Below are 18251 nucleotides of genomic sequence, written 5' to 3'. Positions count from 1 at the left end.
TCTGGTGGATTAATTAGCGATCTACCTTTAATTTACACGTAATTCTAAGGATTCTTTTTTGCAGTTTGAATACGTTAAAATCCGTACTCACGTTGCAAATATGCAGTAACTATGGACTGGGACTATCTTCGATACATACATGCGCTGGCAATAGGCGGAACGCTCGCCAAAGCCGGAGAAATACTGGGCGTGCACCAAACCACTGTTTTAAGACGACTTGACCAGATGGAAGAGTCGCTGGGTGTGCAATTTTTTGAACGCAACCGGGACGGTTTGCAGCTGACGCCGGTGGGGGAGACGGCGTTTCGGGAAGCCGCACGGCTGTCCACCGAGATGGAAAATCTCGAGCGCAAGCTGGTTGGTCAGGATTCCGCTCCGGTCGGCAAGGTCCGTCTGGCGGCCGAGGATTCCATGCTGAATGAGTTGCTCAGCCCGATCCTGTCGGAACTGGTGCGCGAGTTTCCGGAAATAGAGCTGGAAGTGCTCACGGATAATGACGTCGCCAACCTCAGCCACCGGGAGTCGGACTTGACACTCCGACCGGAAAACAAGCCCCAGGCCACACTGGAGGGAGAGCGAATCGCTGCGATTGAGTCGGCGGTTTACGGGGCGGGGTGGTACTGTCGCCGCAATCGCGATATGGATGTTGAAAACCAGCCGGAGGGGTGTGTCTGGATTGTTCCCGATGAAACCTTCAGTCATCTGGCGACGGGGCGCTGGTACCGAAAGCACCTGAAGCATGTGTCATCGGTTATACGCTGCAACAGCCTGCAGTCCATGCATGCCCTGGTCAGGGCCGGCGCCGGTCTTGCGGTATTACCCTGCTATCTGGGGGAAAGCACCCGGGAGCTGCGGCGTCTGTCCGATCCTCTGGAAGGTGAGAGTGTGGACCTGTGGCTTCACGTCAATCAGGACACCCAGCAAATGGCCCGGGTTCGTATTGTTATGGAGTATCTGGTGGACCGCCTCCGGTCCCTGGAGTCGGTGATCGAAATCAGCAGCACGTTTTGAGTCTGGTTGTCGGATTAGCGCAGTTGTCGGATTACGCTTCGCTAATCCGACCTACAAATGGAATCGCAAACTCTGCGTAGGTCGGGTTAGCGAAGCGTAACCCGACAAATGACTAGCCACAGAATGGCCAGAACTGGTACCAGCGCCAGCACTGGAACTCCTGCTCACAGGTCTTGAGCTGGTTGTCGTAGCGGAAAGCCCGGGTTTGCACCCGGGAAGACAGGTCGACCACGTCGGGTTTGGCATCGTAACTCCGGCGTGCGTAGCCGGTTCTGCCTTCGTGATAGGCCAGATACAGCTTCTGCGGGCTGTAGAACGACACGCCCAGCTTCCGGTTGGTCAGGTAGTTGTACCAGCCGACAAAATCCAGCGCGTGTTCCATATGGGTTCGCACCACAAACAGGCCGTCACCGTTGGCTTCCAGGTACTCTCCCCACGCTGGATCCAGTGCCTGGGCATAACCGTAGGCGGTTGTGGGTCGGCTCCAGGGAATGAAGCCCCAGAGCCGGGTTCGCGGCGGCCTGGCGTGGCTGCGGAATGAGGACTCGTAGTACACGAACGCCATCTGGGTGGCGATTGGCGTGCCCCACTTCTCTTGCGAGGCCCTGGCATAGTCGTACCAGACCGGATGTTCTCGGAAGATCTCGCAGACATTGTCCTGCCGCAGTGGCGGGCTGGGGGCGAGTAGACTGAATCGCAGGGTTGCCCAGATGGCGACAACCAGTCCGAGGGTTGGCAGCCCAAACCACCTGAGCCGCGACTTCCAGACATTAAGACGTTTTTTGCGCTTACTCATGGGCTGGAGAACCACGACCTCCTGTCACCATACCAATTTGTCATCAAACTCCCCCCTTTATGGCTTGCAGGCGGCAAGTTCGTCATGGCATAAACCGCCCATCAATCATTCCGGATGATAGGCCATGAAAGCGTTTTCCCAAATTAAACCCGTTTTAGTATTCATCGTTTTGCTGTGGGGCACTGCCGCCCACGCAGCCCCTTCCGCGGAAACCGTGTTGGAGGCGTCACCCATTGACGACATTGTCGCCCAGTACCCGGCGATGATGAGCCAGGGGATACGGCAGGGTCTCAAACAAAGCGGCCGGGTACCGCCCTTTGTCGCCGATTCCATCGGCCAGGTGGTCAGCGGTAGTTATAACGCGGCGGAAATCCAGGCGCAGATTGTCTCCGACCTGGAAGCATCGCTCAATGACCAGCAGTTGCAGTCGGTCATGGAATGGTACGACACCCCCGTGGCGAAAAAGATTGCGAAAGCGGAAGTAGCGGCCTCGCGGCCGGAAGCCTGGGCGGAAATCCAGGCCCGGGCCCCGGAACTGAATCGCCAGTTCCGGGGCAGTGAGCGGGCGGGGATGTTTGATCGGTTTGACAAGGCATCCCGGGCGACGGAGAGTGCGGTGGATACCTCCATCGCCGTGCAACTGGGGCTGGCGTCGGCATTGGCTGCGTTCAAGGGCGACAATGGCGCTTCTTTTGATCAGATCCAGCGTCAGATTGAAGGCCAGCGTGGCATGCTTGAGGGCATGGTAAGCCAACAGGTCTATGACAGCTATCTGTTCACCTACCGGGATATCAGCGCCGCCGAACTGGACCTGTACATCCAGTTTCTGGAAAGTGACGCGGGGTCGCAGTTTTCACAGGTAGTGACCAACAGTATCCAGCAGGCGATTACCGATCCCATTGAGTCCATCGGCAGCCAAATGGTGAGAATGCTCAGCCCGGCCAGTTGATCGTGCGTGGATAGTTGAATAACTCATCATATGGGTCCACCCTCAATATAGAGGGCTATGCTTGAGGAGTGCCCAGATGGACTTTAACGCGTACCAGAAAGTGCTATCCGGTACCGCCAGAGGTGAAGAATGTCCGTTTTCGCCTGAAGAGTTCGAGCAACGGCTGGCCCGGGTACGCACCCGCATGTCGGAAGAAGATATCAGTGCGCTGTTGATGACAGACCCTGCTGATATCTTCTACCTCACCGGCTACAGCACCTTTGAAGTGTCGGTGCATGTTGCTTTGGTTGTTACTCCTTCCGATCTGTTGCTGCAGGTGCCGTCCATCGAGATGGGGCCGGCCATGGTGACGACGAGGGTAGCGCGCGTGGTGGGGTATCGTTGGGAAGGGATCGGTGAGGTCCTGATACCACTGATTGATGCGCTGACCGGCTATGAGGACAGGGTCGGCGTTGATTTCTGGCACGGTTCCCTGCGCCATGGCGTCATTGAGGGGATTCGGGCGCGGTTGCCGGATGTCCGTTTCGTGGACAGTGGTTCCCTGTTGAAAAAGATCCGCAAGGTGAAGTCTGCCGCCGAGCTGGGGTACCTGCGGCAAAGCGCCGGAATCACGGCGATCGGGTTGGAGGCGGCTGTTTCTGCGATTCAGCCCGGAATGACCGACAATGATATTGCCGCGATCGGCGCGGAAGCCCTGTTGTCGGCTGGCAGTGAATTCATGAGTATGCAGCCCATCGTCACGGTGGGCTCCCGAAGTGGGGTGATTCACGCCAACCACAAGCGCCGCCCCGTGGGAGCCGGAGATGTTGTGTTTCTGGAGTTCGGCGCCGCCTGGCAACGTTATACCGCACCTATGATGCAGACCGTGGTGGTGGGAGAACCCACCCGCCAGATGCAGAAGGTGTTTGACGGATGCCGTCGCGTGGTGAATGCCTTGCTCAAGGCCATCAGACCGGGAGCCACTTTCGATTCCGCCGCCCAGGCCGCCGAGAAAGCCCTGGAGCCACTGGCAGAAGAGGTGTTCTTCTCGGGGGTCTTTGGATACACGGTCGGCGCACAGTTCCCGCCTTCCTGGGTCGAAGGCTCGGGATTCATCGCTCGTGGCCAGTCATCCGCGTTCCAGCCAGGCATGGTCTTCCATCTGCCCATTTGTCTGAGAGTTCCGGGGCAATGGGGCATTGGCTGCAGCGAGACGATTTTGGTTACGGACAAGGGCACCGAATGCCTGACCCGCAATCCCTGGACGCTGGCTCAATCCAGCCGCAGGTCCAGCAGGTAAATTGTTCGTGGCGCAGGCAGGCTGGTGGCAAACAGGCCCAGTCTGCGGATGTCGTTCATGTCCATGGTCCGGTTACGCGGCGCATTCCTGATATCTGACAGGCTCAGCGTGAAGCTGTTGAACCCCGGTTCCAGCGTCAGCCGCGTGTTGTAGCGGTCGCTGTAAATATTGGCGCCCCTTTCATGCTCGACGTCGTTGACCCTCAGCGTCAGCGGAAGCACTGTCTTATCCGGGTTAAACAGAGTCACGGTCAGTTGTTCGTAATCACGCCAGTCGACCGGCAGGTTATCCAGGGTGACGCCGGAATAGAGCCGGGTGCTGAGAGAGATTTTCAGGCTTTGTCCGTTGATGTCCCCATGGCGGTCCGACGGGGTAAGATTCCCTCTCCAGAAGGGGGCGGGGTCGGTATGACTGAAATCGTAAAGCATCGGCAATTGCTGGCTGATCCGGAACTGCTGAGTGGCGACAATGCCGGTTAATCCCAGTTCGAAAATTACCAGTACCGCGGCGATCGCTGCCAGTATTCGCTGGCGGACGTTGAGCTTTATGGCAGGGGCCAGAACAGGCCGGAAAGCAAGGACCATCCAGGCGCCGACCAGGTTTCGCCACACATCGTGCCAGTCATCCTGGCGTCCCAGACCGGACTGCAGAAACTCAATGACGAGGCCGACCATCAGCACAACGGTGGTGGTTGCCAGCCACAGTCGCCCGCCACTTAGCCGCCGCCAGGGATGGATGGCGTAGGTCAGAAGCGCGAAAAACACAATGTGCCCCAGGTTCCATACGGACTTGTGCAGGGGGCCGGAAGACCAGTCCGGACCACCGGTGAAAAACAACGGGGCTATCACCAGAGCGCCCGCAAGGGCCAGCAACCTCAGTCGCTGGCCCTTGCGGGCGTTCCAGGGCAGGGCTTCGGGACTCATCAGCTCCGGCTGGTCACTTCCAGCAGGTGGTAGCCGAACTGGGTCTTGATGGGGCCGATCACGGTGTTCAGGTCGCTGCTGAATACCGCCTTGTCGAATTCCGGAACCATCTGGCCCGGGCCGAAGGAGCCCAGGTCACCGCCGTTGCGACCGGACGGGCAGGAAGAGTGCTGCTTCGCCACTTCAGCGAAATCCTGACCACCTTCGATGGCCTTTTTCAGTTCTTCGCATTTCGCTTCGCTGTCGACCAGGATGTGGCGTGCGGTTGCCTGTGTCATGGGTGTCGTCCTGTTGGTTTCAATGAATGTGTACTTCAGGGTAGGAATGCTGCCCGCCCGGCGGGCCTGAGGCAAGTGCTTTTTATCCGTGTTTCTTCTGTCTCACGGTTGGCTCGCCAAACCTGTACAATGCCCGTTTTTCTCTGCTGGCTCGTCCGGCTCTTACATAGACAGGTCTGTTTCTTGATTTCCACCGCTAATATCACCATGCAATTCGGGGCAAAACCCCTGTTTGAAAACGTATCCGTCAAGTTCGGCAATGGCAACCGCTACGGCCTGATTGGCGCCAATGGCTGCGGCAAGTCCACGTTCATGAAAATTCTCGGTAGTGATCTGGAGCCGTCGGCGGGGCAGGTCATGCTGGAGCCGAATATCCGTCTGGGCAAGCTGCGCCAGGATCAGTTTGCCTATGAAAGCTGTTCGGTGATGGATACCGTGATCATGGGACACGAGGAGCTGTGGAACGTCAAGAAAGAACGTGATCGCATCTACTCGCTGCCGGAAATGAGCGAAGAAGACGGCATGGCCGTGGCGGACCTGGAGGTGCAGTTCGCCGAGATGGACGGCTACACGGCCGAATCCCGCGCCGGTGAGCTGTTGCTGGGGCTGGATATTCCCCTGGATCAGCACGAGGGGCCGATGAGTGCCCTGGCGCCGGGTTGGAAGCTTCGTGTGCTGCTTGCCCAGGCGTTGTTCTCGGATCCGGACGTGTTGTTGCTGGATGAGCCGACCAACCACCTGGATATCAACACCATCCGTTGGCTGGAGAACATCCTGGTAGCCCGTAACAGCACCATGGTGATCATTTCCCACGACCGTCACTTCCTGAACAGCGTCTGCACCCACATGGCGGATCTGGACTATGGCGAGCTGCGGCTGTTCCCGGGTAACTACGACGAGTACATGACCGCCGCGACCCAGGCCCGTGAGCGCATGATGGCGGATAACGCCAAGAAGAAGGCGCAGATTGCCGAGCTGCAGCAGTTTGTCAGCCGCTTTTCTGCGAACGCTTCCAAGGCCAAGCAGGCGACGTCCCGCGCCCGCCAGATCGACAAGATTCAGCTGGAGGAGGTGAAGCCTTCAAGCCGCGTGAGCCCGTTTATTCGTTTTGAGCAGACCAAGAAGCTGCACCGCCAGGCGGTGACCCTGAAGGATCTGACCAAGGGATTTGATGCCGAGCCGCTGTTTGACAAACTCAACCTGCAGATCGAGGCGGGCGAGCGGGTGGCGATCATCGGTCCCAATGGTATCGGCAAGACCACGCTGATGCAGTGTATGGCGGGTGGTCTGGCGCCGGACGGCGGTGACGTCAAGTGGACCGACAGTGCCCAGGTGGGTTATTACGCCCAGGATCATTCCGCCGATTTCGCTGAGGATATGAACCTGACCGACTGGATGGCTCAGTGGACTACGGGTGGCGAGCAGCTGGTTCGCGGTACGTTGGGGCGGATGCTGTTTTCGGGGGATGATATTGGCAAGATGGTCAGTGTGATTTCCGGTGGGGAGCAGGGTCGTATGCTGTTTGGCAAGCTGATTCTGCAGAAGCCGAATGTGATGCTGATGGATGAGCCGACGAACCATTTGGATATGGAGTCGATTGAGGCGTTGAATCTGGCGCTGGAGAATTATCCTGGGACGTTGGTGTTTGTCAGCCATGATCGGGAGTTTGTTTCTTCGCTGGCTACGCGGATTATTGAGTTGAAGTCTGATGGCATTACTGACTTCAGTGGTAGTTATGATGATTACCTTCGGAGTCAGGGTTACCTCTGATTCTGTTTAGACTATGGGTGGTGGCGGACGGGTGGGTAGGCCTTTCCAAAACACGCTCCTTCGGCACATCCGTGTGACGCTTGGGCTCCGCCATCCATGGCTCCGCACAGTTTTGGAAAGGCCTACCCACCCGTCCGCTCATACCTGTGAGTGGCCTTCGAACAAACTGGGGAAATGAGCGTGGGTGAGGCTGAGATTATTGATATAACCCGTAAATGGGTTGAAGACGTTGTTGTCGGTCTAAACCTGTGCCCGTTTGCCAAGCGGGAGCTGGTCAGGGACCGGGTTCGGTTTGTGGTGTCGGATGCGGAGACCGAGGACGAACTTCTGCAGGCGCTGCATGCCGAGCTTCAGCGTCTGGAGGATGAGCCGGAGGTTGAAACCACGCTGTTGATCCACCCGGGTGTGCTGCAGGACTTTGCGCTTTACAATGAATTCCTGGACGCGGCGGATGGGTTGTTGGTGTATCTGGAGCTGGAAGGGGTTTACCAGGTTGCCAGTTTCCATCCGGAGTATCAGTTCGGTGGCACGCAGCCGGATGATGCTGAGAATTACACCAATCGGTCGCCGTTCCCTATGCTGCATCTGCTGCGGGAGGAGAGTCTTGAGCGGGCGATTGAGGGGTATCCCGATCCGGAGGGGATTCCGGAGCGTAATATCCAGCGGGTAGAAGAGCTGGGTGTTGATAAGATGCGGTCTTTGCTGGCCGCCTGTTTCCGTGAGGAGGGTGATGATGGAGAATCCGGAGGTGGCCGGCCGGCAACTGGCTGAGTTCATCCATCGTTATCCCCGCCTGATGATTCTCACCGGGGCGGGGGTCAGTACCGATTCCGGGATTCCTGATTATCGCGATCACGAGGGGGCCTGGAAGCGCAGGCAACCGGTTCAGCACCAGGAGTTTATGGCCAGTGTGGATGTGCGTCGTCGTTACTGGGGGCGCAGTCTGATTGGCTGGCCGGTGATTCGTAATGCCCGTCCCAATCCTGCCCATCATTATATTTCCGATCTTGAACTGCTCAATCACAGCACGCTGGTGGTGACCCAGAACGTGGATCGTCTGCATCAGCGGGCGGGTACGCGGGCGGTCAATGATCTGCATGGTCGTGCGGATCAGGTGGTTTGCATGGGCTGTGGGTATCGGTGTGAGCGGGATGAGGTGCACGATCGTTGCGCGGATCTGAACCCGGGTTTTCGTCACTTTACCGCGGAAACGGCGCCGGACGGGGATGCGGATCTGGAGGTGGATTTTTCCGAGTTCCGTCTGGCGAATTGCCCCGAGTGCGACGGGATTCTCAAGCCGGATGTGGTGTTCTTCGGGGATTTCGTGCCGAAAGAGCGGGTGACGACGGCGTTGGATACTCTCAGGGCCAGCGACGGTCTGCTGGTGATTGGTTCGTCCCTGATGGTGTATTCGGGGTTTCGTTTTTGCCGCTATGCCAGGGAGTGGGGTAAGCCTATTGCTGCTTTAACCCGTGGTCGTACCCGAGCGGATGAGATGGTGGCGCTAAAGCTGGATGCCGGCATCGGCGAGACCCTGAGGGCCTCGCTCGACCGGCTGTAACAGGCTGGCTCAGTCGTAACCGAGCTGCTTGCGCCACTTCCGCAGCAGGAAGTTGGTGTCATGCTGCCAGGGGTGGAAGCTTGGCTTGAAGTAGTCCAGGTACTCGGGAATGATCGCGGTGAACATACCCTTCGGACCCCAGACGCGGTTCAGGCCCTTGGCCCAGGAGCGCAGGTTCAGCAGTTGCTTGTCTTCACGCATCAATTCCACGATAAAAGAGTGGATCGCCACCATGATCAGGGTGGTGATCAGCGCCATGGTGCCCATGCGGATGGCGTAATCCACCACGCCTTTGCCGTACAGCGTCTCGTAGGTATCGAAGGCGACGGCCTTATGCTCGTTCTCTTCGATACAGTGCCAGGCCCACAGGGTGCGCATGGAAGGATCGATGGCATTGACCAGATCCTCGCGCTTGAGCAGCTGGGCGGACAGGATGCCGGTGAAGTGTTCCAGCGCCACTGTCGCGGCCAGGTGAACCCGCCTGTTATTCAGCAGTGGCAGATTCTTCACTGACAGGAACCCGCGAGTCCAGCGTTCCAGCTTTTTGATGTCAAAGCCCTGGTTGATCGCACCTTCGTTGAAGTGACCATGCTCTTTTGCGTGCATGGCTTCCTGGCCGATAAAGGCGCCGATGTCTTTCTGCAGTTGCGGGTCATTGATCTGGTCACGTACCGCGCGAACACTGTCCACGAAGAAGCGTTCACCATCCGGAAACAGGGCGGACAGGGCGTTGAACAGGTGGGTCATGAATGGGTCACTGTCGACCCAGTGCCGTGGTACTTCCTCAAAACCGAAGTCCTGGCGGCGTACGGGAAACGATGCGGTTACTGCAGTCATAATGTGACCTCTCTGATTCATTGTCCTACAGGGTCAACTGTACTGGGACAACCCGGGATTCGTCCGGTTATAAAGGGACAGAATCCGGTCAGAGCTGGAAACAGGGGATCAAAGCGAGCGCAGTGCCGGAAAGGGAAGGAGGCGACAAATGCCGCCTCCTGGTGGGGTTACAGCAGGTTGTAGATAAACACCACGGCGACCGCGACCGGAGTAACAAAACGGACGGTCACGAACCACAGCTTGAACATGGCCGGTGACAGCGACAGTTCGTTCTCCATGGCCTGGCGCGACATTACCCAGCCCGCGAACAGGGCGACCAGCAGTCCGCCCAGCGGCAGCAGGATGTTGGCGGTGAAGAAGTCCAGCAGGTCGAAGATGGTCTTGCCTTCCAGCATCGGCACAAAGCCCAGGGGGGCGAAGTCGGCCCACAGGTTCAGGGACAGGATTGAGGCGATACCCAACGCCCAGCAGACAAAGCCCGCGCCCAGGGTGCTGACTGTACGGTTCATACCTTTCTGTTCTTCCAGCCATTCCACGATGGGCTCCAGCAGGGAAATGCCTGAGGTCCAGGCGGCGAAAATCAGCAACACGAAGAACAGGGTGCCAAACAGCGAGCCCATGGGCATCTGACCAAAGGCCAGCGGCAGGGTCTGGAAGATCAGGCCGGGGCCTGCGCCCGGTTCAAGGCCGTTGGCGAAGACGATCGGGAAAATGGCCAGGCCGGCAAGCAGGGCCACACCAGTGTCGATCACCGATACGGTGATGGAGGTCTTGGCGATGGAGATGTTCTTGGGCAGATAGGAGCCGTAGGCCATCATCACCGCCATACCCAGGCTCAGGGTGAAGAATGCGTGCCCGAGGGCCACCAGAATGCCGGACGTGGTGAGTTTGGAGAAATCCGGCTGGAACAGGAAGGCAGCAGCCTGGCCGAAGTGCCCGGTGGTCATGGCGTAGCCGACAACAACCAGCAGCAATACGAACAGCGCGGGCATCAGGATACTGACGGCCCGCTCCAGCCCGGAGCGCACGCCCCGCGCGACCACAAACATGACCATCGCCATGAACAGGGTGTGCCATGCCAGCAGGGTGGTCGGGTTGCTGAGCAGTCCGGAGAAGATGGCACCGACGGCGTCGGCGGATTGCCCGGCGAGCTGACCGCTGGCCGTGGTGCCTACGTAGGAAATGGCCCAGCCGCCAATCACGGAATAGAACGAGAGAATCAGGAAACCTGCCAGGACACCCACGGCGCCCACCAGTTTCCAGGCGGGCTTCAGGCCCTCCCGTTGGGTAATCGCGCGCAGACTGTTAACCGGACTGTGGCCACCGCGCCGACCGATCATGACTTCCGCCATCATGATGGGGATGCCGACAATGGCGATACAGAGAAGGTAAACGAGAACAAAGGCGCCGCCGCCGTTCTCACCGGTGACATAGGGGAACTTCCAGATATTGCCGAGGCCAACGGCGGAACCGGTGGCGGCGAGGATAAAGGCAAGGCGCGATGACCAGAGCCCACGTTTTGCGTTGGAGCCTTCCAGCTCACCGGCATGGGTGGCAGAACCTGATTGTGATACAGACATAGCTGTCTCCTGCTTGGTACTTGTTTTTGTTGGGGAAGCAGAGGCCGCGAATGGTTCGCGGCCTCAAAGACATGGCCCCGGTGTATTACCCGGCATGGGCCAGATGGTCCGACATCGCATTAACGCGAGCGGTGTGCTTGCGGAACCGCTCCTCCGCCAGTTCGTTGGCAATGGCCCCGGTGGGCCTGCCGCTGCGGTCGGAGCGGGTGAATATTTCGTTCAGTGTGTCGCCAATGGTGTCTACGTGGGCGCGGACCTTCTCGGGGGGCGCGCCAGTTCGCTCGTAGGACACATCAATGATGCCGCCGGCGTTGATGGCGAAATCCGGGGCATAGAGAATGCCGCGATCCATCAGTGCCTGGTCATGGTCCGGGCGTTCCAGCAGGTTGTTGGCGGCGCCAGCCACGATAGTGGCCTTGATTTGCGGAATGCTGTCATCGTTCAGCACCGCACCCATGGCGCAGGGGGCAACCACGTCTACGGGCAGGAACAGGATGTCCTCCGCAGTGGCGGGTTTCGCGCCCAGTTCATCAATGGCTCGTTGCATGTTGTCCGCGTGGATATCGTAGACCCACAGCTCGGCGCCGGCCTCTTTCAGGTGCCGGGCGAGGCGGAAGCCCACGTTTCCGATACCCTGGATCGCCACTTTCAGACCCGTGAGGTCGGTCCGGCCCAGTTTGTGCCTTACCGCAGCCTTAAGGCCGATAAAGGTACCGTAGGCGGTGGCGGGCGAGGGATCGCCGTTGCTGGGTTTGCCATCGAAGCCGGTGTGCTGGGCAATGCCGGACACATGGCGGGTGTGCCTGCCCATTACTTTCAGATCGGGCACGCTGGTGCCGGAATCCTCGGCCGCGATGTATTGGCCACCCAGGCTTTCCAGGTGTCGCCCCATCGCCTCCATCAGCGCTTCGGTCTTGTCTTTGCGCGGGTCGCCGATGATGACGGACTTACCACCACCCAGATCCAGGTTGGCGAGGGCGGACTTGTAGGTCATCCCCTTCGACAGGCGCAGGACATCCCACACAGCTTCCTCGTCGGAGGCATAGGGAAACATGCGGCATCCACCGAGGGCGGGGCCACGGGAGGTGTTGTGAATGGCGACAATGGCTTTCAGTCCGGTTTCCGGATCGCAGAAAAAGGACAGGTGTTCGTGATTATCGAACTCGGGATGGCTGAATACGTTCATGGCGTTTCACCTCTCATAGAAAGCAGCCGCTACCCTTTTGGGGCCTGCGACAACGGTTTTGTTATGGGTTAGACAGCAGTACGGGCATTTTGTTGATACTGAGTTGTGTCCGGGGGCAGCGCGGTCCACGGCAGTGGGCGGAATGTCATAGGGATCGTTGCCGGAAACCCGGGAGGGTTCTGGCTGTGCATGCAGGAGAGGTTCGTCCGCTAAAGGTGCGGAGTTGAGCATGTTGAAATCCTCTTCCACCTGGCCGGATCGCGACTTGAGTGGATGTCTTGTTCTTGTCGACCGGCTTGTGGCCGGCGTTCTGATTTCAAGCGTCCGTATTTCCCGATTGGGAGAGCCCTTTTGGGGCCGGACGGCAAATAAACTAGTTACTTCTAACGTAAACGTCAACGAATAAATGTTGTGCAATGCATATTTTCATGGCTGGGAAGTCACAAGGTTTTGTGTTGTGGGCAAAAATCCCTGTTATAGGAATTTGCCATATAGTCCGCCTGGTTATCGTAAATCGGTTTTAACAGGCCGATGGGGGCAGGGCTGGTTGTTTTATAATCAGGTTATGTCATGCCATCCTGTTTGTGAGCAGTGAAGGAGGAGTTATGAAACGGCTTTTCTATCTGGTGGATTCGATTGACAGTGTTCAGAGCATTTCCGATGACCTTCACGAGCGCGGGATTACGGATTGGCGATTCCATATCGTCAGCAAGGATGAGGCCGGCTTGTATACCCACCGGCTGCACTCGGCCAGTGTCCTGGACAAAACCGATCTGCCGAGGTTTGTCGAGCGGGGGCTACTGATTGGCGCACTCGTTGGACTGTTTTTTGTGGTTCCCCTGGCTGTTTGGGGTGGTCTCGGCTGGCCGGTATCCGCCTACGTGGCCATGGGCGTGTTTGCCGTCGTCGCCGGTGGTTGGCTCGGTGGTTTCGGGGGCATTGGCACCGAGAACTACCGGATTCGCAAGTTCCATGGTGATATTGAGGCCGGGCGCTACCTGGTCATGGTGGATGTGCCCAAGGCCCATGTGTCACAAATGGAAGAGTTGATGGCGCTGAATCATCCGGAAGCGGAACTGCAGGGCGAGAGCAGCAGTGTTAATAACCCGCTGGCGGCAGGCGACGGCAAGATTCATGTGGTTCACTGAGCCAGCGCTTCGGTATTTACCTATACGCAGGCTGAGGAAACTGCCTTAGTTTCCTCTGATGTCTGTCGCTTCCTATTCTTATAAACTCCAGTCGCACCTGGTGCGGCTGGAGTTCTTCCGTCTTCTCCCCATCTCCCTGTTCGTGGTGGCGTTTGGTGCTGCCTTTGGTTTGGCTGCCACGCAAAAAGGCCTGCCGCCGCTGGAAGCGATCCTGATGAGTGCCACCGTATTTGCCGGTGCCTCTCAGTTTGCCGCAATCGATATGTGGGGCGGGGAAGTGTCAGTGCTGCCCCTGATAGTGGTGGTGTTCGCAATAAACTCCCGCCACCTGCTGATGGGCGCATCGCTGTATCCGATGCTGAAGGATGTCTCACCCGGCAAGCGCTACGGACTCCTGTTACTCCTGACCGATGCTAACTGGGCGGTATCTGCCCAGGACTATCAGAACGGCAAACGCAATCTGGAAGTCATCCTGGGTGGTGGCCTGGTGCTCTGGCTGGCGTGGATCGTGGGCACCTGGCTGGGTGTCTATTTTGGCGGGTTGCTGCAGAACCCGAAGAGTCTGGGGCTTGATATGGTGCTCGGCTGTTTCCTGCTGGCCATGGCCCTGGGTGGGCGGAAATCTCCCCGGGTGCTGGTGGCCTGGGCGGTTGCCGCTGTGGCTTCGCTGGCGGCGTGGCGGTGGCTGCCAGCCAATACCCACGTTGTGGTCGGAGCGCTCGCCGGGGGTGCCATCGGTTTCTTCTGGCTGGAACCGAAAGACGCGGAAGCACTCGCTGAGGCAGAGGAGGCCGCCCAATGACCATTGAAACCACCACTGCAGGCGTCCTTGCGCTGATTGCGATCATGACTGTGGTGACCCTGGCCACCCGTTTCGGCGGGGTGTTCGTTATGTCCTTCGTTCGGATCAGTCCGCGGATCGAGAGCTTTATCAATACCATGGCCAGTTCGGTGCTGATTGCCATCATCGTTCCCATGGCGTTCAGTGGTGATGCCGGAGCCGTTGCCGCGCTGACGGTCACCGCAGTCCTCATGCTTGCCCTGCGCAAGCCGTTGCCCGCCATAGCAGCGGGCATTGCCGCAGCTGGTGTCGTGCGTTACCTGATGTAGTGAACACTCTGTCCGGCCGTGTTTCGGTCAGGGATTGTCCGCCGGCATCGGATTGGTATTGCGCAGGCCCAGCTCGCCAACACCGGGCAATTTGATACCCAGTCCCAGCGGGTTTATTCCCAGGGACAGGCCCATGATGTTCAGCTCCAGTCCCTCCCGGACCCCCGCGAGAACACCAAAGTAACCCCCCAGTGAAAACTGATAGCCTACCCCTCCCGGAACTGCGGCAACCACACGGTCGCCCAGATAGTCCTTGCCAATGGCGTGGCTGGGCAGGGCGACGTCCAGGCCGGGGACTTTCCGGATCACCCAGGCGACAAAGGTGTTGCTATTGGGGCCGGGCCAGGCTTCGTACTCCGTCGGGTAGGGATAGGATGCGACCGCATCATAAATGGCGGGAATCAGTTGTTCCGCCTCATCGCCACGAATATCTGCATATAACTCGGGCCGGGCGCCGTACCAGTGCCTGTCGGGATCGCCGGGCCGGGAACTGACCACGTAGCGACGCCATCCGGTCACCTCATGAACCTGGTAATGATCCGCCCCCGCCTCCTTGGTGCTGATCCAGGTGTGAACCGAGAAATAACCGCGCCAGCTCCAGGCTCTGGCACCGTATATCTGAACGATAGCCTCTTCGGTTTCCCCGGGCAGCGGGGCGATGCCTGCGCTGTCCCGGGAAGCGGTCTGCCAGCTCTCCGCACTTTGCAGGGAGCCGCTGGTTGCCAGTAGCAGCGGTCCGGCCAGAAACAGAAAAAGGGCGGCAAAAAACCAGGCGGTGAACTTGAACAGTCGTCTCATTTCAGGTGTCCGGATTCGGGGCGGTTATAATAATCCTGTTATACGGTTTGCCCGGTTCAGTCCCGTCTTCTAGGCTCAGAAGTAACAGTGAGTATATTCAATGGGAGGCGGCATGTCAGACCATCATGTTTACAAGAAAGTGGAAATCGTGGGTTCTTCGGCAAAAAGTATTGAGGACGCCATCGAAAATGCGCTGACCGAATGCGGCAAGAGCGTTCGCAATATGGAGTGGTTTGAGGTCCTTGAGACCCGTGGCCATATTGATGGTAACAAGGTCGGGCATTATCAGGTGGTGATGAAAATCGGCTTCCGTATCGCGGACAGCTGATGCTTACCGGGCCTGCGGGCCCGTACTGGTACACAGGGGGTGGCATTATGTCTTCCGATAAATGCGCCCTGCTGCTCGTTGATATCCAGAATGATTTCTGTGAAGGCGGCAGCCTGGCGGTACCTCAGAGTGACGCGATCTTCCCGGTCGTGAATGAATGGATCAGCAAGGCCCGGAACGAGGGCTGGGCGATGATCGCCAGTCGTGACTGGCATCCTGTTGACCATGTCAGCTTCGTTGAGCGGGGCGGCCCCTGGCCTGTGCATTGCGTGCAGGACAGCGAGGGTGCGGCCTTTCACCCCGCCATGAAGCTGCCATCCGATGCGGTGCGGGTCAGCAAGGGCACAGCGTTTGATACCGACGCCTACTCGGCGTTTGATGGTACTCAGCTCGACAGCTATTTGCGTCGGCATGGGTATGAATCCCTTTATGTGGCTGGCCTGGCGCTGGATGTGTGTGTGCGGGCGTCGGTCATGGATGCCGTACAGCTGGGGTTCGATGTTAACCTGATTGTCGATGGTACCTATGCGGTAGACAGTGACAAGGCGTCGGCGGTCCTGGACGAGCTGACAGCACTGGGTGTGTCTCTGCAACACTGACCGGATGCAGGAGCCTGACAACATGGTGCATGAGAAAGATCTTGCACTACTGGTGGATCTCTATGAGCTGGCCATGGCCCAGGCTTATTGGGCCGAAGGTATGCACGATACGGCGGTATTCAGTCTGTTTTTCCGGGAACTGCCGGAAAGCCGGAACTTTATCCTGGCCTGCGGTCAGCAGCAGGTTGCCACCGTCATCGAGACCCTGCGGTTTTCCCGCGAGCAGATCAAACGCCTGGAGAGCCTTAATCGTTTTCAGCCCGGATTTCTTGATTGGCTCGGCAAGTTCCGTTTCAGCGGTCATATCCGGGCGGTACCGGAGGGAACGCCGCTGTTCCCCCAGGAGCCGCTGCTGGAAATCGAGGCGCCCATCGCCGAAGCCCAGATCCTTGAAAGCCTGGTGATGAACTACGTTCACCTGGAAACAGTGCTTGCGTCCAAGGCGGTGCGGGTGAAGCTTGCCGCCGGTGACCGCCCGGTGGTTGATTTTGGTATGCGGCGAATGCATGGCATGGATGCGGCCCACAGAAGCGCCCGGGCGTTTCGTCTCGCCGGGCTGGCGGGAACCAGTAATGTGCTGGCTGGCCTTGATTTCGGTCTGACGGTCAGTGGCACCATGGCGCACAGTTTTGTTCAGGCCTATCCCGATGAAATGGAAGCCTTCAGGGTATACGCACGACTGTACCCGGGCACCACGTTGCTGGTGGACACCTACGACACCCGGAAAGCGGTCAGGCGCATTGCAGAGTGGCTGAAGCAGGACCCTGAAGCCAGTGTCAGCGCTATTCGCCTGGATTCGGGCGATCTGGTTGCAGAGGCGCGGGATTGCCGCGCAATACTGGACGAAGCCGGCCTTGGAGACATTCGTATCATGGCCAGCGGGGGACTGGATGAATATGAAATTGCCCGGCTGATCGCAGCTGGCGCCCCCATTGATGGTTTTGGCGTGGGAACGGCTATTGGCGTCTCGAATGACGCTCCGGCCCTGGAGCTGGCTTACAAGCTGACCGAGTACGCCGGTCAGCCACGAATGAAAAACTCCTCAGGTAAACAGTCACTGCCCGGGGCAAAGCAGGTGTTCCGCCAGCACGCACCCGACGGCCAGATGAGGGGGGATGTGGTCGGCGGGCGGGAAGAGGTGTTCGATGGAGAGCCCTTGCTGAGCCCGGTGATGAAACACGGGGTGGTGTTGCTGGATGCCATCCATTCCCTGGATGAGCAGGCGCATTACGCAATGGCTGCCGTTCGCTCCCTACCGCCGGAGCTTCTGGAGCTGGCCCCTGCGGGGCGCTTTCCGGTTATCATCAGCCGCTACCTTAAAGCTCTCCAGGCCGATACACTGCGGCGGATGCAGCGGGGTCTCAGCCCTTCCTGAGGGTGCGTTCGCGAATGGTGGTAACGAGTTGATTGATCATCTCTCTTGATTCGCCATCGTAAAGTAAATGGAATTTTTCCCGCTGGACATTGCGCTCGTGCGTGGTGTTTGAGGTGGTGGAGTCTTTCAGCAGGTCCATGTACTGGCACGCTGCCAGGTGTGCCTTGATGTCGTTATCGATGATCTTGGTCACCAGGTTATCGACGTCCGCATGGCAGAATGGCCGGTTCCTGTTGAGTGCGCTGCGGGCTTCCAGGGCGGCATTGCGGGCTTCCAGGCGGAGCTCTCCTGCCGGTTCCCCGGATTCGACCGAACGAAGGAACATGCCCAGGCGATCGTGAAGCAGCCAGACCTGCGGCCAGATCACTTCGTAAGCGGATTTCTCCGCCGCAAACTGATCGGATTCCAAAACGCCCTGACCTGGCCCGGGTGAGGGCGTCGCGGTGCCATGGAAATGGCTGATCCGCAACTCGTCCATGTCCCGCCACAGGGTTTCTGTCCGTTTCTTGAGCTGGTCATCCAGGAAGTCCTGCCGGTGCCTGCTTTTCGCGACGTACAGCATTGTCAGTACAGCCACGATCAATGCAGCTGCGGAGAGTACAAATGCAACGCTGTCGTTACCGATGAGACTGAGTAGCTGATCCGTGTCCATGGGTGGCCTCGGTTCGCATCCTGAGAGTGGTAGCCCGAAAGTATCAGGAATTCGTGGCTCGGGTTATTACA

Annotated in this window: 20 protein-coding genes; 12 read left to right on the top strand and 8 right to left on the bottom strand. The window is 58.5% G+C overall.

The annotated features are described in order from the left end of the window. Window positions 1-111: 111 nt before the first annotated feature. Complete coding sequence (locus ACJO5Y_RS10235; RefSeq protein WP_406986964.1) at window positions 112-1011, top strand: LysR family transcriptional regulator; 900 nt, start codon at window positions 112-114, stop codon at window positions 1009-1011. A 112-nt stretch (window positions 1012-1123) separates the two neighbouring features. On the opposite strand, the gene ACJO5Y_RS10230 is transcribed toward ACJO5Y_RS10235, so the two are convergent. Next, window positions 1124-1807 (bottom strand): transglycosylase SLT domain-containing protein, encoded by a 684-nt coding sequence (locus ACJO5Y_RS10230; RefSeq protein WP_406986962.1) that lies wholly within the window; start codon window positions 1805-1807, stop codon window positions 1124-1126. 124 nt (window positions 1808-1931) lie between these two features. Here ACJO5Y_RS10230 and ACJO5Y_RS10225 point away from each other — a divergent pair, with 124 nt between their 5' ends. Both ACJO5Y_RS10225 and ACJO5Y_RS10220 read left to right on the top strand, forming a co-directional pair. Continuing rightward, window positions 1932-2756, top strand: coding sequence for a DUF2059 domain-containing protein (locus tag ACJO5Y_RS10225; RefSeq protein ID WP_406986961.1), 825 nt, complete (start codon window positions 1932-1934; stop codon window positions 2754-2756). Window positions 2757-2832: 76 nt separating this feature from the next. Beyond that, window positions 2833-4035, top strand: coding sequence for a M24 family metallopeptidase (locus ACJO5Y_RS10220; RefSeq protein ID WP_406986959.1), 1203 nt, complete (start codon window positions 2833-2835; stop codon window positions 4033-4035). On the opposite strand, the gene ACJO5Y_RS10215 is transcribed toward ACJO5Y_RS10220, so the two are convergent. Continuing rightward, the gene (locus tag ACJO5Y_RS10215; protein ID WP_406986958.1) at window positions 4008-4958 is read right to left on the bottom strand and encodes a VanZ family protein; all 951 of its coding nucleotides are present in this window, start codon (window positions 4956-4958) and stop codon (window positions 4008-4010) included. The genes ACJO5Y_RS10220 and ACJO5Y_RS10215 overlap by 28 nt on opposite strands. Beyond that, window positions 4958-5236, bottom strand: a complete 279-nt coding sequence (locus tag ACJO5Y_RS10210) for a peptidylprolyl isomerase (protein ID WP_127333342.1) — start codon at window positions 5234-5236, stop codon at window positions 4958-4960. The genes ACJO5Y_RS10215 and ACJO5Y_RS10210 overlap by 1 nt, the downstream gene beginning before the upstream one ends. Before the next feature lie 183 nt (window positions 5237-5419). Here ACJO5Y_RS10210 and ACJO5Y_RS10205 point away from each other — a divergent pair, with 183 nt between their 5' ends. From ACJO5Y_RS10205 to ACJO5Y_RS10195, 3 genes are all read left to right on the top strand, one after another. After that, complete coding sequence (locus ACJO5Y_RS10205) at window positions 5420-7006, top strand: ABC-F family ATPase (RefSeq protein ID WP_406986957.1); 1587 nt, start codon at window positions 5420-5422, stop codon at window positions 7004-7006. Between the two features lie 180 nt (window positions 7007-7186). Then, a complete protein-coding gene (locus tag ACJO5Y_RS10200; RefSeq protein ID WP_406986956.1) occupies window positions 7187-7777 on the top strand; it encodes a DUF1415 domain-containing protein in 591 nt (196 codons plus the stop codon). Further along, window positions 7737-8567, top strand: a complete 831-nt coding sequence (locus ACJO5Y_RS10195) for an NAD-dependent protein deacetylase (protein ID WP_406986955.1) — start codon at window positions 7737-7739, stop codon at window positions 8565-8567. Before ACJO5Y_RS10200 ends, ACJO5Y_RS10195 begins: the two co-directional genes overlap by 41 nt. Window positions 8568-8576: 9 nt before the next feature. Here the strand turns inward: ACJO5Y_RS10195 and ACJO5Y_RS10190 are convergent, their stop codons facing one another. The 3 genes from ACJO5Y_RS10190 to ACJO5Y_RS10180 form a co-directional block, all read right to left on the bottom strand. Further along, window positions 8577-9404: a metal-dependent hydrolase gene (locus ACJO5Y_RS10190; RefSeq protein WP_406986953.1), complete on the bottom strand. Its 828-nt coding sequence runs from the start codon at window positions 9402-9404 to the stop codon at window positions 8577-8579. A 167-nt stretch (window positions 9405-9571) separates the two neighbouring features. After that, window positions 9572-10984 carry a sodium-dependent transporter gene (locus ACJO5Y_RS10185; protein WP_406986952.1) on the bottom strand — a complete coding sequence of 471 codons (1413 nt, stop codon included), beginning with the start codon at window positions 10982-10984 and terminating at the stop codon, window positions 9572-9574. A gap of 85 nt (window positions 10985-11069) precedes the next feature. Further along, window positions 11070-12170, bottom strand: a complete 1101-nt coding sequence (locus tag ACJO5Y_RS10180; RefSeq protein ID WP_406986950.1) for a Glu/Leu/Phe/Val family dehydrogenase — start codon at window positions 12168-12170, stop codon at window positions 11070-11072. Window positions 12171-12775: 605 nt separating this feature from the next. Between ACJO5Y_RS10180 and ACJO5Y_RS10175 the strand changes: the two genes are divergently transcribed. The 3 genes from ACJO5Y_RS10175 to ACJO5Y_RS10165 are packed head-to-tail and all read left to right on the top strand — an operon-like array spanning window position 12776 to window position 14428. Then, a complete protein-coding gene (locus ACJO5Y_RS10175) occupies window positions 12776-13318 on the top strand; it encodes a hypothetical protein (RefSeq protein WP_406986948.1) in 543 nt (180 codons plus the stop codon). Between the two features lie 58 nt (window positions 13319-13376). After that, window positions 13377-14120 (top strand): AzlC family ABC transporter permease, encoded by a 744-nt coding sequence (locus tag ACJO5Y_RS10170; protein ID WP_406986946.1) that lies wholly within the window; start codon window positions 13377-13379, stop codon window positions 14118-14120. Then, window positions 14117-14428, top strand: a complete 312-nt coding sequence (locus ACJO5Y_RS10165; protein ID WP_406986944.1) for an AzlD family protein — start codon at window positions 14117-14119, stop codon at window positions 14426-14428. Before ACJO5Y_RS10170 ends, ACJO5Y_RS10165 begins: the two co-directional genes overlap by 4 nt. A 27-nt stretch (window positions 14429-14455) precedes the next feature. Here ACJO5Y_RS10165 and ACJO5Y_RS10160 read toward each other — a convergent pair whose 3' ends face one another. Continuing rightward, window positions 14456-15226 (bottom strand): DUF3750 domain-containing protein, encoded by a 771-nt coding sequence (locus ACJO5Y_RS10160; protein WP_406986943.1) that lies wholly within the window; start codon window positions 15224-15226, stop codon window positions 14456-14458. A 112-nt stretch (window positions 15227-15338) separates the two neighbouring features. On the opposite strand from ACJO5Y_RS10160, the gene ACJO5Y_RS10155 reads away from it, so the two are divergent. Genes ACJO5Y_RS10155 through ACJO5Y_RS10145 form a run of 3 tightly spaced genes read left to right on the top strand, consistent with a single transcriptional unit; the run spans window position 15339 to window position 17528 of the window. Next, window positions 15339-15554: a dodecin gene (locus tag ACJO5Y_RS10155; protein ID WP_406986941.1), complete on the top strand. Its 216-nt coding sequence runs from the start codon at window positions 15339-15341 to the stop codon at window positions 15552-15554. Window positions 15555-15601: 47 nt separating this feature from the next. Next, on the top strand, window positions 15602-16153 hold the full coding sequence (locus tag ACJO5Y_RS10150; RefSeq protein WP_406986939.1) for an isochorismatase family protein: 552 nt from the start codon (window positions 15602-15604) through the stop codon (window positions 16151-16153). A 22-nt stretch (window positions 16154-16175) separates the two neighbouring features. Next, entirely contained in the window at window positions 16176-17528 is a 1353-nt protein-coding gene (locus ACJO5Y_RS10145) for a nicotinate phosphoribosyltransferase (protein ID WP_406986936.1), read from the top strand. On the opposite strand, the gene ACJO5Y_RS10140 is transcribed toward ACJO5Y_RS10145, so the two are convergent. Next, on the bottom strand, window positions 17515-18180 hold the full coding sequence (locus ACJO5Y_RS10140; protein WP_406986933.1) for a DUF485 domain-containing protein: 666 nt from the start codon (window positions 18178-18180) through the stop codon (window positions 17515-17517). The genes ACJO5Y_RS10145 and ACJO5Y_RS10140 overlap by 14 nt on opposite strands. Between the last annotated feature and the right edge of the window lie 71 nt (window positions 18181-18251).

It is taken from the genome of Marinobacter alkalisoli (assembly GCF_045449855.1).
Lineage (GTDB): Bacteria > Pseudomonadota > Gammaproteobacteria > Pseudomonadales > Oleiphilaceae > Marinobacter.
The sequence above is the reverse complement of the archived record's forward strand: the minus strand, read 5'-3'. Positions and strand labels throughout refer to the sequence as shown.